This window comes from Blautia sp. Marseille-P3087 (genome assembly GCF_900120195.1).
In the GTDB taxonomy this organism is placed as follows: Bacteria; Bacillota; Clostridia; order Lachnospirales; family Lachnospiraceae; genus Blautia_A.
Window position 1 is genome coordinate 1,290,384 of record NZ_LT635539.1, and the last position, 15,518, is coordinate 1,305,901.

Sequence of the window (15,518 nt, forward strand, 5' to 3'; positions counted from 1 at the left end):
TTTTTATTCTCCTATGATCTTTCTGAATTTTTCGAGATTTTCTTCCAGTGTGCCTGCCTTTGAGAAAATGCTGGATGTGCCGGCAACATATATGTCTGCTCCGGCCGCATGCATTTTAACTGCATTTTCAAAGCTTACGTTTCCGTCTGCCTCGATCAGTACTTCGGAATATCCTTTTTCATTCAGTAATTTACGTATTCTGGTAATCTTATCCAGAGTTGCCGGGATCAGTTTCTGTCCCGCAAATCCGGGATTTACTGTCATACACAGAACCATGTCCACATCCGGAAGAATGTCTTCCAGTACACATACCGGTGTCGCCGGATTGATTGCTATTCCGGCTTTAACCCCCATCGCTCTGATGGATGCCAGTACTTTCTGCGGATGAAGTGTTGATTCATAGTGGATACAGATAATATCATTTTCGTCACAGCAGGTCAGTTCGGGGATAGTCTGCTCCGGATGTTCGATCATCATATGGATGTCCAGCGGTGTTTTGCTGATCTTCTTTAATGCTTTAATAAAATCTGTACTCAATGTGATATTCGGAACAAAATGATTATCCATCATGTCAACATGAAAATAATCCACACCGACTTTTTCAAGTTTCTCAATATCGCTCTGCACATTCATCAGATCCACACACATCAGCGAAGGTGAAACATAACCTTTTCTCATTACAGTACACCTCCAATTCTTTCTGTCAGAAAGTTCTCTACTTCTTCCTCTGTCGGTATGGATGTCTGTGCACCCAGTCTTGATACGCAGATGCCTGCTGCTGCATGTGCAAAAAGAATCGCATCTTCAATCTTGCTGCCTTTGCAGAGTCTGATTGCCAGTGCAGCACCGAAAGTATCTCCTGCTGCTGTGGAATCTACTGCTTTTACCTTAAAGCACTCGATAAATTTTGCCTCTGTTCCATTATAAAGCAGAGCACCTCTTTCTCCCATCTTCAGGATGACATACTGAGGACTTACCTCATCATACAGCCATTTTGCTGCTTTGAGCGCATTTTCATTGCTGTCGATACAGATTCCGGTAAGGGCTTCTGTTTCTGCTTCATTTGGCGATAAAATAAAAAGACCTTTTAATCGTTCCAGCGGAATCTTCATAGCCGGCCCTGCATCCAGAAATACCGGTATTCCTTTTTCCCTGGCCAATTCATAGGTCTGGTAAACTGTTTCAAGCGGCATTTCAAGCTGCATGACTACCATATCAAATTCATTTTCATCCATTGCTTTTCTGACAGCATCCGGACTTAACCGATCATTACCGCCCATCGCTACATAGGATACATATCTGCCAGTCCGATCATCCAGCAGCATCAGTGCCAGTCCTGTCTGTGTCTCAGGATCTATCACCAGATAATCTGTATTTACACCGGCCTTATCCAGAGATGCTTTTACCTGTTTTCCGTTTTCATCATCTCCAATACAGCCTACAAATACAACGTCCGCTCCCTGTTTAGCAACGGCAAAGGCCTGATTAGAGCCTTTGCCGCCAGGAGCATAACCATAATGTCTGCATCGAATGGATTCTCCGTATCCCGGAATTGCATTTGCACCTTCCACAAAAAGATCCATATTGATGCTTCCCACAACTAAAATCTTAGGTTGCTTCATATTATCCTCCATTTTCTGTAACTGAATGCTCAGCCTTATTTCTGGCTTAATTTTGCCATTCTTCTCTTCTCGATCGTGAAGTTCATGATAAGAACTGCGATCAGTGCAACTCCCCAGATCAGGTCACGATAGTAGTTACTGATGCTCGGGAACATATTCAGATAAGAAGACAGCATCTGAAGAATCAGAACTGCGATTGCAACACCCGGAATAGAACCAAATCCACCATCCGGATTAATTCCGCCGAGTACTGAAATAAGGATTGTCTGCATTGTGTAGCTGCTACCAAAATCGGCTTTTGCTGAGTTGATTCTGGAAAGACTCAGAAGACCTGCAACTGCTGATACGATACCGGAAAGCATGTATGCACGGATCAGAACAGATACATTATTGATACCAGCAAACTTAGATGCCTTTTCATTTGTTCCTACGAGATGTACACGTTTGCCGAATTTTGTTTTTCCCATAATAAAGGAAATAACAACGATCATAAGGATGAATACGATAAACGGCATTGGGATTCCTGCAACTGTCATGTATGCAAAAGAGCTGTATACAGTCGGCACGCCGCTTACAGTACTTCCCTTGGAGGCTACGATCGCGATACCCATGTATAACTGATAAGTACCAAGTGTTGCAAGCATTGCCGGGATTTTCAGTACAGATACAAGGAATCCGTTGAAGATACCGCAGGCAGCACCAACAATAAGTGCTACGATAATTGCAACTACAATGCTGGAGCCTGACTCATTCATGGTCAGACCGGCAACGATTCCACAAAGGTTTGCAATATAAACAGTAGAAAGGTCGATACCTCCGGAAATCATTGTAATACCACAGCCGACCGCCATCAGACCATATTCGGTAAGTGTCTTTGCCATGGACTGTAAATTGCCTACATTCAGGAAACTTGTTCCTTTTGTAATACCGGAAACTGCAATGATGATAACAAAAATAGCAAGCAGTCTTAAAATATTTCCATCAATCTTTTTTGCTTTTTTCATTTTATGCTGCCTCCTTCTTTCCTGTTTTTGCCTTGCCGATCTTTACATTATGGCTCTGCATTACGGAAATTGCAGTACCAATGATAATGATCGCACCGATAAATACTTTCTGCCAGTAAACAGAGATTCCGAGAAGGATCAGACTGTTTGATACCATGGTAAGAAGTAAGGTACCGAGGATACATCCTTTCAGAGTTCCCACACCACCGTTCAGTCTTGTACCACCAAGAATGATTGCAGCGATAACATCCATTTCTGCACCTGAATACTCAGTCGGAAGATATCTCATGGACATAACTGCATAGGAAAGACCAGCTACTGCTGCCAGCATACCATTTACGACAAAAATGCCAAAACGGATTTTCTTTACGGCAAATCCGGCTCTTTCTGCTGAAACCTCATCACCACCGATAGCATATACGCCTCGGCCAACCATCGTATAATTCAGGACGAAATATACAATAATGTAAAGTACTACCATGAGCAGAAACGTCATCGGAAGAGTAGATCCAAGTCCTGTTTTTGCATTTTTTACGGTAAGCAGAGACACTTTTCCAAATCTCTGAAGTGTATCCGGAAGATCCATACGTTCTGCCTCGAATGCACCAAGGAGAAGACCACTGAAAATAGATGAAGTACCAAGTGTTACGATCAGGCTCGAGAATTTGTATTTTACAATGATAAATCCGTTGAAAGCTCCCATCAGAGCTCCAAAGAACATACCAATGATAAATACTACGATCCAAGGTCCGTCATATCCTGTTTTGTATGTAATAGTAATTGCAAGGTAACTGCTCAGTGCAGCGATCAGAGGGAACGAAACATCTGGTCCTGTACTGATAAATGCGAGAAACGCACATAAAGCATAAATACATGGTACGATCATGGATCTCATGATATCCACAATATTGTTATTTGCAAAAAACAATCCGGAACGAATCTGAATAATGACTGATAAAACAACAATGATCAGAAATACATAAAATTCGGACTGTTTGGTGATTTTTTTCCAGTTGAATCCTTTCATTTATATTTCACTCCCTTTCCTTAGTTTGCTGCCGCAGCAAGATTCTGCTCAGTCAGTTCAGATTTTTCAAGTCTTCCTGTAATGCATCCGCCCTGCATGATCACAACACGGTCACATGTGGCAATGACTTCTGCAGTATCATCGGATACAACGATAACGGCCATACCCTGTGCTGCCAGTTTCTTAAGCAGATTGTGAATATCGTATTTTGCACCGATATCAACACCAACGGTCGGTCCGTTCAGGATCAGAACCTTCGGACTTGTTGCAAGTGCACGTGCCAGCACAACTTTCTGCTGGTTACCACCGGAAAGTGTTGCTACCGGGAAAGTGTGGTCTTTTGTTGCAACACCCAGATCTTTAACCCAGTCTGCAGATTCTTTCAGGACTTTGTCTTTATTTACAATTCCGCCTGCTGTCGCGATATCATCCAGTCTGGTAACTGTGATATTGTCTACAATAGACTGTGGAAGGAACAGGCCTTCTGTCAGTCTGTCTTCCGGCACAAGCGAAATCCCCATCTTCTGTGCCTGAGTTACAGATTTAAAGTTTACATCTTTGCCTTCCAGTTTGATGGTTCCTTCTGTTGGTTTCAGCATTCCGGAAAGAGCCAGCGACAGCTCTGTTCGTCCTGATCCCAGCTGTCCGGTAATTCCGAGGATTTCTCCTTCATGAAGATCAAAGCTGATATTTTCAAATCCCGGAGCAGATAATTTATCTACCTCCAGAACAGTTTTTCCGATTTTCTTTTCACCTGTATCATCCTGTTTGTCCTCAAAATGACGTCCGGTCATATAATAAGTAAATTTCTCTTCTGTCATTTCTGAAGTCGGACAACTGATGACATTTTCGCCGTTTCTCATGATTGTAATACTGTCAGAGATTTCGAATACCTCGTCCAGCTTATGAGAAACAAAAAGAATTGTTACGCCATTTTCTTTAAGCTGTGCAATGATCTCAAACAGACGTTTTACTTCTTTTTTGGTAAGAGCTGTTGTCGGTTCATCCATGATGATCAGTTTTGCATTGTCAAGAAGCGCTCTTGAAATGGCGATCAGCTGCTTGTCTGCAACCGGAAGTGTTTCTACCAGTGCATCCAGATCTACATCAAAATTGATCTTGGCAACTGCCTCTTCTGCAATTCTTCTGAATTCTTTTTTGTTTACGAATTTTTTCTTATTAGCAAGCACCTGATTGAATGCCAGGTTTTCAATAACAGTCAGGTTTGGGAAGATGGAAAAATCCTGATAAATTACCTGGATTCCTGCTTTGATTGCTTCTGCCGGTGTCATAACCGGATACGCTTTTCCGTCTACTTCGATACTTCCTCCGTCCGGTTTATAAAATCCGGAGATTACCTTGATTATTGTTGACTTACCACAACCATTTTCTCCTGCCAGACAATGTGTCTCGCCTTTTTTGATTGTAAGGTCAACCCCTTTCAATGCATGTACTCCGCCGAATGACTTCTTTATCTGTTTTACTGAAAGAATATTTTCCATCCTATCATCCTGCCTTTCCTTTCCTATTTAAACGAATAAAACTAATGGAATTTTTGGTTTTTTCCTGAATTTTTTGCAAAAATATTGTTACAGTCCAGATTTACGGTCTGAACTGTAACAATATGCATAAATTTACTTATCTACGGGTTACTGACTGATTCGAAAATCAGAAGTCATAGTCATCAATGTTGTCTTTTGTGATTGTAAGGTCAGCCTGTCCGATGATGCACTTGTTATCGCCTTCGCTGATTGTGATGCTGTTGTATCCGTCAAGACCAAGATCTGCGCCTTCTTCAATTGTTTCGCCGCCAAGAATCATGGAAGCAACTTTGCACATGATATATCCGGAATCTTTTGGATCCCACAGTTTGATTGTGGAGATTGTGCCAGATTCTACATATGGTTTAAATTCGTTAGGAGTACCAACACCAACAACTTTTACATCAAGACCAAGTTCTTCAACTGCTTTTGCGATACCTGGGCAGTCAGTAGAAGCAACACCTGTGAATCCTTTCAGATCCGGGTTAGCTTTAAGAACTTCTTTTGCACGCTCATAAGCTGTATCAATACTTTCTTCAGATTCACATGTCGGAACAGCGCCGTCATTGATCAGTTCCATGTTCGGATAAGCTTCTTCCTGACGTTTTTTCTCTGCATTTGCATATTCCATATGTGTAGTACTTGTTGTGTAAGCAACCATTTCAGCATATTTTCCTTCTTCGCCCATGTCAGCTGCAAGTGCATCCATAAGAGCTGCACCGAAATCCTCTGCTGTAAATGCTTCAGTATCATACAGTGTATTTACCTGGTTGGATGCTTCATGTGTTACAACAACGATACCTTTGTCCATTGCGTTTTTCAGGGATGCTTCAATTGCGCCCGGGTCGATCGGAACTACGCAGAGAGCGTCAACACCCTGGTTGATCATATCGTCAATAACCTGAACCTGAGACGCTGCGTCTGCATTTGCAGGTCCTTTCTGGATTACGTTGATTCCGGTTTCTTCGCCGAACTCATTTACTCCAACTTCCATACGTTTGAACCAGTTTGCTGTGTTGTCTTTTGTTACAACTGCAATTGTCCATTCGGATGAATCTTTGTCGGATTTGAAATCTGCCGGATCATATCCGTCTGCTGCGAATACATTCACAGATGCTGCCATTGATACGGTCATGGCTGCTGTTAATGCTACTGCTGCTACCTTCTTTGCTTTCATGTTGCTTCCTCCTTTTAATTGAAAGTTTATAATTGTAAAAACCGCGTTTACCGCGTTTCCCCAAAGGGTTCTCAGTTATTCCACATTTCTGTGGCGTGCGACCATCTCTTCCGGTTTGATGTCCATTTCTTCACGAAGCATCATTACCAGAATGTCGTAGAAAATAAATAATGTCTGCTCAAACAGATTTCCCATCAGCTGCTCGGATGGTACGAAATCTCCTACTGCCTTATAAGCTGCTGCCGGAACATTTACTACCATATCTGCAATGGAAAGTAAAAATCCTTCAGAAGAAGGTGTGATCAGTGCAAGTTTTGCACCATTCTTCTTTGCCATATCTGCCACATAGTTTTCATGTCCTACATTTGCGGAACCACATGCACAGATCATCAGGTCGCCCTCTCCTATGGATGGAGTTGTATCATCCCATATCCAGAAAGACTCTTTGCCGAGATGCATCAGTCTCATTGCAAAAGACTTTGTTGCAAGTCCCTCACGTCCTGCTGCCAGAAGAAAAATTCTCGGTGTCTTTTTAATCTCTTCCAGAAGTTCTCTTACATTTGAGTCATCCATGCGTTCAAATACTTCTGTCAGTTCTTTCATGCACTGTGTGCTCAGTTCTTTAAATCTGTCTTTCACTTTTATACCTCCTGTTTTGAAATCGTTTCCAATTTCATGTGAAAAAACGCTTATTTTACAGCATTTTTTGTTTTATTTAATTGTGTAACCGGTTTCTATTTTGTGTAAAAATTATATGTAAATAAGATAATTCCGTATTTGCATATATTTTTTATAATTTATTGATAATTAGTTTCGTATCCAAAACCACTTCCATTTTAGGTCTGTCCGGAAATGCCATTCTGTTGATCAGAAGTTTGATTGCTTCACGTCCCATCTTCATGGCATCACGTTCAATAAAATTGTAGTTATTCCCCAGAAGCTCCAGCGTTTCAATACGATCCAGCCCGAAACATACGATATCATCCGGTACTGATTCGCCCCTCTCTGACAATGCCTTCAGAAATCCCAACGTCGTGCGGTTATTACATGTAATCACTGCCGTCGGTCTGTCTTCCATAGACAGAAGCTCTCTGGATAAGTGGTATGATTTTGTTGCATGGAAATCGCCTGCAAAAATATAATCTTCTCTGATTGGAATGCCGGCCTGCTCCATGGCCTCTGTAAATCCCTTCTGTCTGTCTCTTGCCAGAGGCTTTTCAAGATCAGCATTTATGATTCCGATCTTTGTATGTCCCGCCCCGATCAGCGCCTTCGTTGCTTCATATATACCCTGATAATCGTTGAAATAAACTCCGTCTACATTTGGAAGATTGATATTTCGATCCATAACGATCACCGGTACATTGATTTCATCAAATGTCCGGATCAGATTCTTCCGGTCTTTCTTGTCCGTGTAATCAACCGCTGGTGTATACAGGATTCCTCTGACACGGTTCTCTTTGAAAAGATCCAGTGCCCTGCGGTCTTTCTCCCGTTCATCGTCTGTGTTACAACAGATCAGTGTCAGATTATTTTTGTCTGTGATTTCTGTTACACCCCGAAGTATCTCACCAAAGAAAGGGTTATCTATCTCCGGGACAACAAAACCGATTGCTGATGAAGTACCTTTTGAAAGATTACGTGCAGTAGCAGATGGAGAAAACTTATTTTCTTTAATAATCTCCAACACCCGTTCTTTTGTCCTTGGGCTTACTGCTCCTGAATTATTTATTACTCTGGAAACAGTTGCTTTGGAAACACCTGCTTCTCTTGCAATATCCATAATCGTCAAGTTACTCATACGCTGTCCTCCAGATCACTCCGCAAATGTAACCGGTTTCTATATTTGGTATTATAGGATAAGCAAATCAGTTTGTCAACAGGTTCCGTCATTTCTTTTGTGCTTTCTGTATATTTCAACATATTCATCATATGTATTTTGTGCATTTTAGACAAATCACTGTCTGACATCCCCGTACATCTCATTTTCAAACTCGACCAGCTCATCAAATTCTTTCTCAACGATTCTGGCCATCTCAGGATCCAGTCCTACCATGTGCTCGGCTTCCAGCCATGCGCGTGCCATTTCACGCCCCATCTCATTGCCAATGATAAATCCACCCATGCAGAGTACATTGGTGTTATTGACAACTTTTGCCCTTCTGGCCTGATAAATACTTTCGCATAATGCCGCATAAACACCTCTGTGCTTATTACAGATAATGCTTACTCCCATTCCGGTTCCACAAATGGCAATCCCACGCTCATACTCTTTGCTCTGGACACCTCTCGCAACTGCTTTCGCCGCCTCCTGAAACAGCACCGGCTCGTCCGGATCAATGTCCATGATCTCGTATCCTCTCTTTAACAGATCCTCTTTGATTGCGTTTTTCAGTTCAAATCCCGCCGGATCTGCTCCCATAATAATCTTCATCTTGTTTTCCTCCGTGATATTTTAATTTTTAAAAATTAACCTTTTTTTCATAATACTCTACCCGTACTCGCACTGTCAACGAACTTTTGGGGTAATATTTTGTTGAATGATCCGGAAGTGCAGTCATAAATTTTTCCATACGGGCTGATTATTTGCCTTAACGGCTCTGGTATTTTCCAAACGAATCTGCTACAATATGTTGCAGTATTTTAACTCCATGCTGTTTATGCTGCAATCAGCAGCTCATCTTATAAAGGAGGTCCCGTTATGGGTTATGATAAACTTGAACGAAATCTGATTGATATTGTCAAAGAAGAACAGGCTAAGCTTGGCTTTTTTAAAGAAGATATACGACTTTATTATCCGCTTTCTTCCCTGAATCATTTCTTTAATGCCAACGACAGTGCAGATGAAATGCAGATGCGTCTCGATACACTTCCGGAATCTATCACTTCAAAACTTGGACAGATCGAAGTCAGTCATAAAGGCGACCGTTTCTGTTTCCATATTCCGCAGGAAGGCACCGTATATGTGCATGACAACACCGCACCAAATGAATTTATCCACCAGCTTGTGGAATTAGTCGGAAAACATGGCTGTACTATGAATGAAATTCTGGATCTGTTCCATACTTATTCAGAGAACATTATCACCGAAGAAATGAACAATGGTGAATTTGACCGCCTGATCCGTTTTGCTGACAACAGCGAAGATCCTTATTACTATTGTTTTAAAGACGAAGGCTGTCATATCATCTATCACCGTTTTCTGCCGGAGGACTATGCAGATTTTGACTTTTAAGGAGGAAATGTTTTATGTGTACTGCCGCAACTTATCAGACAAAAGATTTTTATTTTGGAAGAACTCTGGACTATGAGTTTTCCTATGGTGACCAGATTGCCATCACACCACGAAATTATCCGTTTTCTTTCCGGCATGCCGGCGAAATGGCCACTCACTACGCGATCATCGGTATGGCTCATGTTGCCGGAAACTACCCCCTCTATTATGATGCCATCAACGAAAAAGGTGTTGGTATGGCAGGATTAAACTTTGTCGGAAATGCCGCTTATGCAGATGTTTCACCTGACAGAGATAATGTCGCCCAGTTTGAATTTATTCCATGGATTTTAAGCCAGTGTGCGACTCTTTCCGAAGTACGGACGCTTCTTGAGCGCATGGCCCTGGTGGCCACTCCGTTCAACGAACAGTTTCCGCTCGCGCAGCTTCACTGGATCATCTCGGACAAAACAGGTTCCATTACAGTAGAATCTATGGCTGACGGACTTCATATTTATGAGAATCCGGTCGGTGTGCTCACGAACAATCCGCCTTTTCCACAGCAGATGTTCCAGCTCAACAACTTTATGCACTTGTCTCCGAAACAGCCTGTAAATACTTTTTCCGATGATCTTGCTCTCACTGCATACAGCCGCGGAATGGGAGCGCTCGGTCTTCCGGGAGATCTGTCTTCCGCATCCCGTTTTGTCCGGGTTGCTTTCACAAAGATGAACGCCTTTTCAGGCGATTCCGAAAAAGAAAGCGTAAGCCAGTTCTTTCACATTCTCGGTTCCGTGGATCAGCAGCGCGGATGCTGCGAAGTCGCTGATGGAAAATATGAGATTACGCTTTATACTTCCTGCTGTAATGTCACAAAGGGGATCTATTATTATACAACCTATGAAAACCACCAGATCAGTGCTGTCGATATGCACAGAGAGAATCTGGATGGTGGTGCCCTGATCTGCTATCCGGTCATTCAGGGCGAACAAATCAATTATCAGAATTAACGGAGGTACTTACATGAATCTTGGAAATTTAATGCAGCTCAAAAATTCCTGGGCAACATTCACCCGGAATCATCCGAAATTCCCGAAGTTTCTTCAGGCAGCAGCTACTGCTGTCAAAGAAGACACACTGATCGAAATCAAGATCACAACCGCTGAGGGAAAAGTAATAGAAACAAATCTCAAAGTAAAAGCGTCAGATATCGAGCTTGTCAAAAACCTTGCCATGTGATATACTAAGCGCAGATTTTAAATTATGTACAAAAGAACAGGACACGAAAGAGAAGTGAGCAAAGCAATTCAGAACGGCAGTTTCTCTGCATTCGGGTTCTACATAATTTCCGGACATTCCAGTCCATTACAAATGATAAAATAAAATCCAAAGGGACATCGCAGTATCGGTTTTCTCCGTAACTGTGTGTCCCTTTTTATATTCTGCAAAATTATTTTATTTCTGAATTTCCAGCCGGGTACTGCTGATTTTTACAGACGTACGCGTTCTTCTTTGTCGTTTGCCACACGGAACGCACGTGGTGTCGTATGATATCGTTCTTTAAATACACGATGAAAATAGCTGCCATTTTCGTAACCGACCGCCGCAATGATATCACTGATCGGAAGATCCGTCTCACACATCAGCTCAACTGCCTTGTTCAATCTCTTGCGCTGCAAAAGCTCCTTAAAATTGAAGCCTGTATTTTTCTTGATCATCTTGCTCAGCATGTGCATCGGCAGATGCAGCTGCTCACAAAGCTCTGTAAGCGTTGCTGTCCTGTACTCCTGCTCAATATAGTCCAGAGTAGTCATTGCGATCATATTTTCGTACTGATTCGGAAGTCGCATTTCTGCATACTGCACAGACTCCAGAAGATACAGGAAAATAAGTCCCATTGTTGTCTGATTGATGCGGTTCTGGTCACCCTTGCCGGTTACAAGTGAATAGATCATATTTTCGAGAAGGTTCTGAATCTGCAGAACCTCCGCCACTTTGAAATGAAGGTATTCACCACGCTCCTCATCCTGACGCAGCACATTCACAAGAAAATCCGCAAGGACATTGTTATTTCCCGCCATCGTATATGCCACATCAAAAAACTCCGGAAGAATCATAAAATTGATTGCAATGTCTTCCTCTCCCGCCGGAAGTATCTCATGTCTTGTATACTGATTCAGAAAAAGAAGTTCCCCCTGCCTTATCACGACTTCCCTGCCGCCGATGATATTGGTCAGCTGTCCCTGACAGACATAAAGCACCTCGATAAAATTATGCCTGTGTGCCGGAAAATGGACAAAACGAGTGTGCGTACGCACGGCGATCAGCTTACCTTCATTCAGCATCTTTGCACTGTCTACGATGAAATCCTTACCGGATGTATAGAGGTCTTTATCCACCTTCGCCACGCCATCCAGTATCTGCTGTTCTTCTTCTGTTATGATTCTCAAATGATCCAAAAGAGCCTGCTGCATGTTTCCTCCTGATATCGTTACGTTGCTGCTGGTCTTATTTTAACACGCACAGGCAGGATAAAGCAATATGAGCTCAGGCTTTCAGTCTCTCTATTTCTTCGTAAGTAAGATTCGTAATACATCCCTGAATCTCCGCAGTTGACATTCCCCTTTTCATCATCTTTTTGGCAATCTCCATTAATGACTGCTTTTCCTTCCTCTCTTGCTGTTCCAATGCTTCTGCCACCAACTTCTCACCATATGCAATTTTTTCCTCTTCAAACAGTCTTCCTACTTTCGTCATCATAATCCACCTCCTGATTTTTTCTGATTCCTCCCGTTCGATGACTTTGTCAGTAAATACCAGAAGGCCTGACAACAAAAACACCTGCAATTCCTGGCAAGGAATCTTCTTTCCCAATTCAAAGCATCTCCAGATGCATGTCTGTTTTTCCTCTTTTGTGCGGTAAACCAATGGCAGAATAATAAATTCCATCTGTTCTTCGTCAGATAACTCTTCTCCTGCATTTATCTTTTTTGTCAAATTTTGTTCGATAGCTATTGCGTCAAGCTCCGACAGAAATATTTCTTCCACATTAAACTGAAGACATCCAACATCCAGTTCTGCTTTCGTTTCTTCTCTTGTTATATCTCCTGTGTAAATGATAATCACACGTAATACCTGATCTGTATTTCGATACAAATGCTCTTTCTTTACTGTACGAACTACGTAATTCAGATACTTAATCTTATTCTCTGCCTTATATCTGCTCTCGTAATCTATCAATGCCAGTGAGTCATCCTCCAGTCGGAAAAGATTGTCGATTCTTAACTCATTTGCTTCGATTGCGGGCAAATTTGTCGGCATTACAGCTTTTATCTTTGGTAAATTTACTCCATATACAGCCAGTGATTTGTTCATAAGATTCTCTCCAAATATTTTGGAAACTACATCTTTGTTCTGGTATGTAATGGAGCGCCTGCCTCTGGTTTTTCTTTTCTGCATGATACCTCCTGTCTTTTTCCTCGGAAGCACCAGTGCATTTTGTTCTATCTATATTATACAAAGATTATTGTTTCTATGCAATATTACAAAAGATACTTCCTGATATTTTCATGTCTGGGGATTGCTGGCGGAACCGCCATTTGAATTATTGAATTGATTAGTTTTATAGTAACATATATTTTATAAAATACAAGAAAAACCATTTGACAGGATTCGACAATCTTTCGCTGTTTTATAAAATCTGCGAAAGAAAAAAAACAAGACGGAGCCTTACGGCTCCGCCCTGTTTTTAAGGATTTATCATATTCAGAAAAACTTTAGCTTCTCTAAAGGTGCTGATTAGTACAGTTTAGCGTAGTCAGCAACGTTTTCTGGTGTGAACTGAAGTGGCTCACCAAGAACGATTTCTGTTCCTTCATCATCAGCTGTTGTGATTGTGAATTCACCCATGTCGCCAGCTGTGAATGTTTCATCAACTGCACCAGTGATGTCACCTTTTACAAGTGCCATTGTTGCATATGCGGAAAGTTTTCCAAGGCCTTCCATATCCCACAGATAGAAGTATGGGCAGGAATGTGCATCGTCATCACCTGTGTACTCCTGCATTTCAGACGGAAGTCCAAGACCTGTCAGTTTGCAGGCAGATTCGTTGTCCTGAAGGTATTTAGCTGCTGCAGCGATACCAACTGTTGTAGGTGCGCAGATAACTTTCAGATCTGGGTAGTTCTGAAGAAGAGCTGCTGTCTGGTCTGTAGATTTCTGAGGTTCGTCATCACCATAAGCTACTTCTACAAGTTCCAGTTTGCTGTATTTCTCATCGCCTTCCATGATGGATTTCATAGCATCGATCCAAGCGTTCTGGTTTGCAGACTGAGATGTTGCAGAAAGGATAGCAAACTGTCCTTCTCCACCGGAGATATCAAGAACTGCATCCATAAGAGCCTGTCCAACTGCCTGTGTACCAGCCTGGTTTACGAATACCTGACGGCTGTCTTTATTCGGAGCGGAGTCGAAAGAAGATACTTTGATTCCAGCGTCCATAGCTTCTTCCAGTTTAGCCTGAAGAGCGTTAACGTCGTTTGCGGAGATGCAGATTGCATCTGGCTGCTGGGAGATCAGGTTGTCAAGAACTTTGATCTGAGCATCTGCTGTTGCAGCTTCCGGGTAAACAACATCTACAGTTGCACCTTCAGCTTCTGCTGTTTCTTTGTATGCTTTTGCAGCGATTTCGAAGAATGCGTTACCAGCTGATTTACCAACCAGTGCGATCTTCTGTCCGTCTCCAGCTTTGTCAGCAGCCATTACAGGTGCTGCACAGCCAAGTACCATTGCTCCACAAAGAAGTGCGCTAATAACTTTTTTGTTCATTTTGTTTTCCTCCCTTGGAAAAATATAGTTTTTTATTTGCAACTGCTCTTCTGCTACAAAAGAGCAGCTACTTACGTGATTATTGTAATACTTTATTTAGTTTTTCTTCATGCTTAATGCTTTTTTTGCATTTCCGATAATGTTCGGAAGAGCTACTGCTGCGATCAGAAGAATACCGATAATCAGCAGGATAACCTGTGCGTTGACGTTTCTCTGACCAAGACCTACACGGAGGCAAACGATGATGAATGCGGAAATAAATCCACCTGCGATATTACCTTTACCACCTGTAGAGGAGATACCTCCAAATACTGCCATTGCGATGGCATCCATTTCAAATCCGTTACCGGTTGTTGTGTTTGCACCGTATGAAGAAGAAACCAGGAACAGTGCGCACAGTCCGGAAACTGTACCCATGATGGTATAGATGATGAAACGGATCTTCTGTACATGAACACCTGAATAATATGCTGTAAGACGGTTGGTACCGATTGCATATACACGACGTCCAAATGTGCTCTTGCCTAAGATTACGGCGAAGATTACAGAAAGAATAACAACGAGGAACAGGATGTATGGAACATCTCCGACTTTTCCGCCGATTGCACGGAAACCATCTGTATTGCTTGCAGAAATACTACCGCCGCTTCCAAGTACGATCTCGGAAATACCACGGAAGATGATCTGTGTTGCAAGTGTAACAATCATTGGCGGCAGTTCCTGGAATTTGGTGAGGATAAAGCCGTTGACCGCACCGCAAATAGTACCAACACCAAGTGCTGTGATCACTACTACGATAAACGGAGCATTTGTATTGCAGACAATACAGCTCATTGTTGCAGAAAGACAAACGATCGCACCTACAGAGATGTCGATCTCGCCAAGTACCAGGATGTATGCCATCGGCAGCATCATGAATACTTCTGCCAGATAAACAGGCATCTGACGAAGCAGACTGCTCATGTTATAATATTCAGAAAACATTGCACAGAAAATATTGACCGCAATAAACAGCAGAACTAATATTCCCTCCCAGGAAAAGATCATTTTCTTCACTGGGCTTTCCGGCACATTATTAATACTTCTTCCAGATTTTCCAGCCATGA

General features: G+C 42.2%; 16 protein-coding genes. 3 read left to right on the top strand and 13 right to left on the bottom strand.

The window, feature by feature from the left end; translation table 11 throughout:
• Positions 1–3 precede the first annotated feature (3 nt).
• The 9 genes from rpe to BQ7344_RS06295 all read right to left on the bottom strand — a co-directional run bounded on the left by rpe (position 4) and on the right by BQ7344_RS06295 (position 8,805).
• Positions 4–678 carry a ribulose-phosphate 3-epimerase gene (rpe, locus tag BQ7344_RS06255; RefSeq protein WP_015542100.1) on the bottom strand — a complete coding sequence of 225 codons (675 nt, stop codon included), beginning with the start codon at positions 676–678 and terminating at the stop codon, positions 4–6.
• On the bottom strand, positions 678–1,622 hold the full coding sequence (locus tag BQ7344_RS06260) for a ribokinase (protein WP_072521880.1): 945 nt from the start codon (positions 1,620–1,622) through the stop codon (positions 678–680). Before BQ7344_RS06260 ends, rpe begins: the two co-directional genes overlap by 1 nt.
• 35 nt (positions 1,623–1,657) lie before the next feature.
• Entirely contained in the window at positions 1,658–2,626 is a 969-nt protein-coding gene (locus tag BQ7344_RS06265) for an ABC transporter permease (RefSeq protein WP_072521881.1), read from the bottom strand.
• Position 2,627: 1 nt separating this feature from the next.
• Entirely contained in the window at positions 2,628–3,653 is a 1,026-nt protein-coding gene (locus tag BQ7344_RS06270; RefSeq protein WP_072521882.1) for an ABC transporter permease, read from the bottom strand.
• 20 nt (positions 3,654–3,673) lie between these two features.
• The gene (locus tag BQ7344_RS06275; RefSeq protein WP_015542096.1) at positions 3,674–5,155 is read right to left on the bottom strand and encodes a sugar ABC transporter ATP-binding protein; all 1,482 of its coding nucleotides are present in this window, start codon (positions 5,153–5,155) and stop codon (positions 3,674–3,676) included.
• A gap of 166 nt (positions 5,156–5,321) precedes the next feature.
• Complete coding sequence (locus tag BQ7344_RS06280) at positions 5,322–6,371, bottom strand: substrate-binding domain-containing protein (RefSeq protein ID WP_072521883.1); 1,050 nt, start codon at positions 6,369–6,371, stop codon at positions 5,322–5,324.
• A 75-nt stretch (positions 6,372–6,446) separates the two neighbouring features.
• Positions 6,447–7,010: a 6-phospho-3-hexuloisomerase gene (hxlB, locus tag BQ7344_RS06285; RefSeq protein ID WP_227196660.1), complete on the bottom strand. Its 564-nt coding sequence runs from the start codon at positions 7,008–7,010 to the stop codon at positions 6,447–6,449.
• A 151-nt stretch (positions 7,011–7,161) separates the two neighbouring features.
• Entirely contained in the window at positions 7,162–8,172 is a 1,011-nt protein-coding gene (locus tag BQ7344_RS06290; RefSeq protein ID WP_072521884.1) for a LacI family DNA-binding transcriptional regulator, read from the bottom strand.
• Positions 8,173–8,328: 156 nt separating this feature from the next.
• Positions 8,329–8,805: an RpiB/LacA/LacB family sugar-phosphate isomerase gene (locus BQ7344_RS06295; protein WP_072521885.1), complete on the bottom strand. Its 477-nt coding sequence runs from the start codon at positions 8,803–8,805 to the stop codon at positions 8,329–8,331.
• Positions 8,806–9,072: 267 nt separating this feature from the next.
• Between BQ7344_RS06295 and BQ7344_RS06300 the strand changes: the two genes are divergently transcribed.
• Genes BQ7344_RS06300 through BQ7344_RS06310 form a run of 3 tightly spaced genes read left to right on the top strand, consistent with a single transcriptional unit; the run spans position 9,073 to position 10,824 of the window.
• On the top strand, positions 9,073–9,606 hold the full coding sequence (locus BQ7344_RS06300) for a DUF3877 family protein (RefSeq protein ID WP_072521886.1): 534 nt from the start codon (positions 9,073–9,075) through the stop codon (positions 9,604–9,606).
• Positions 9,607–9,620: 14 nt separating this feature from the next.
• Positions 9,621–10,595 (top strand): choloylglycine hydrolase, encoded by a 975-nt coding sequence (gene bsh / locus BQ7344_RS06305; RefSeq protein WP_072521887.1) that lies wholly within the window; start codon positions 9,621–9,623, stop codon positions 10,593–10,595.
• A 13-nt stretch (positions 10,596–10,608) separates the two neighbouring features.
• Positions 10,609–10,824, top strand: a complete 216-nt coding sequence (locus tag BQ7344_RS06310) for a hypothetical protein (protein ID WP_015542090.1) — start codon at positions 10,609–10,611, stop codon at positions 10,822–10,824.
• Between the two features lie 251 nt (positions 10,825–11,075).
• On the opposite strand, the gene BQ7344_RS06315 is transcribed toward BQ7344_RS06310, so the two are convergent.
• From BQ7344_RS06315 to BQ7344_RS06330, 4 genes are all read right to left on the bottom strand, one after another.
• Positions 11,076–12,059: an AraC family transcriptional regulator gene (locus tag BQ7344_RS06315; protein ID WP_072521888.1), complete on the bottom strand. Its 984-nt coding sequence runs from the start codon at positions 12,057–12,059 to the stop codon at positions 11,076–11,078.
• A gap of 73 nt (positions 12,060–12,132) precedes the next feature.
• A complete protein-coding gene (locus BQ7344_RS06320) occupies positions 12,133–13,044 on the bottom strand; it encodes a hypothetical protein (RefSeq protein WP_072521889.1) in 912 nt (303 codons plus the stop codon).
• Positions 13,045–13,383: 339 nt separating this feature from the next.
• Complete coding sequence (locus BQ7344_RS06325) at positions 13,384–14,412, bottom strand: substrate-binding domain-containing protein (protein WP_072521890.1); 1,029 nt, start codon at positions 14,410–14,412, stop codon at positions 13,384–13,386.
• Positions 14,413–14,508: 96 nt separating this feature from the next.
• Positions 14,509–15,516: an ABC transporter permease gene (locus BQ7344_RS06330; protein ID WP_072521891.1), complete on the bottom strand. Its 1,008-nt coding sequence runs from the start codon at positions 15,514–15,516 to the stop codon at positions 14,509–14,511.
• Positions 15,517–15,518: the final 2 nt, after the last annotated feature.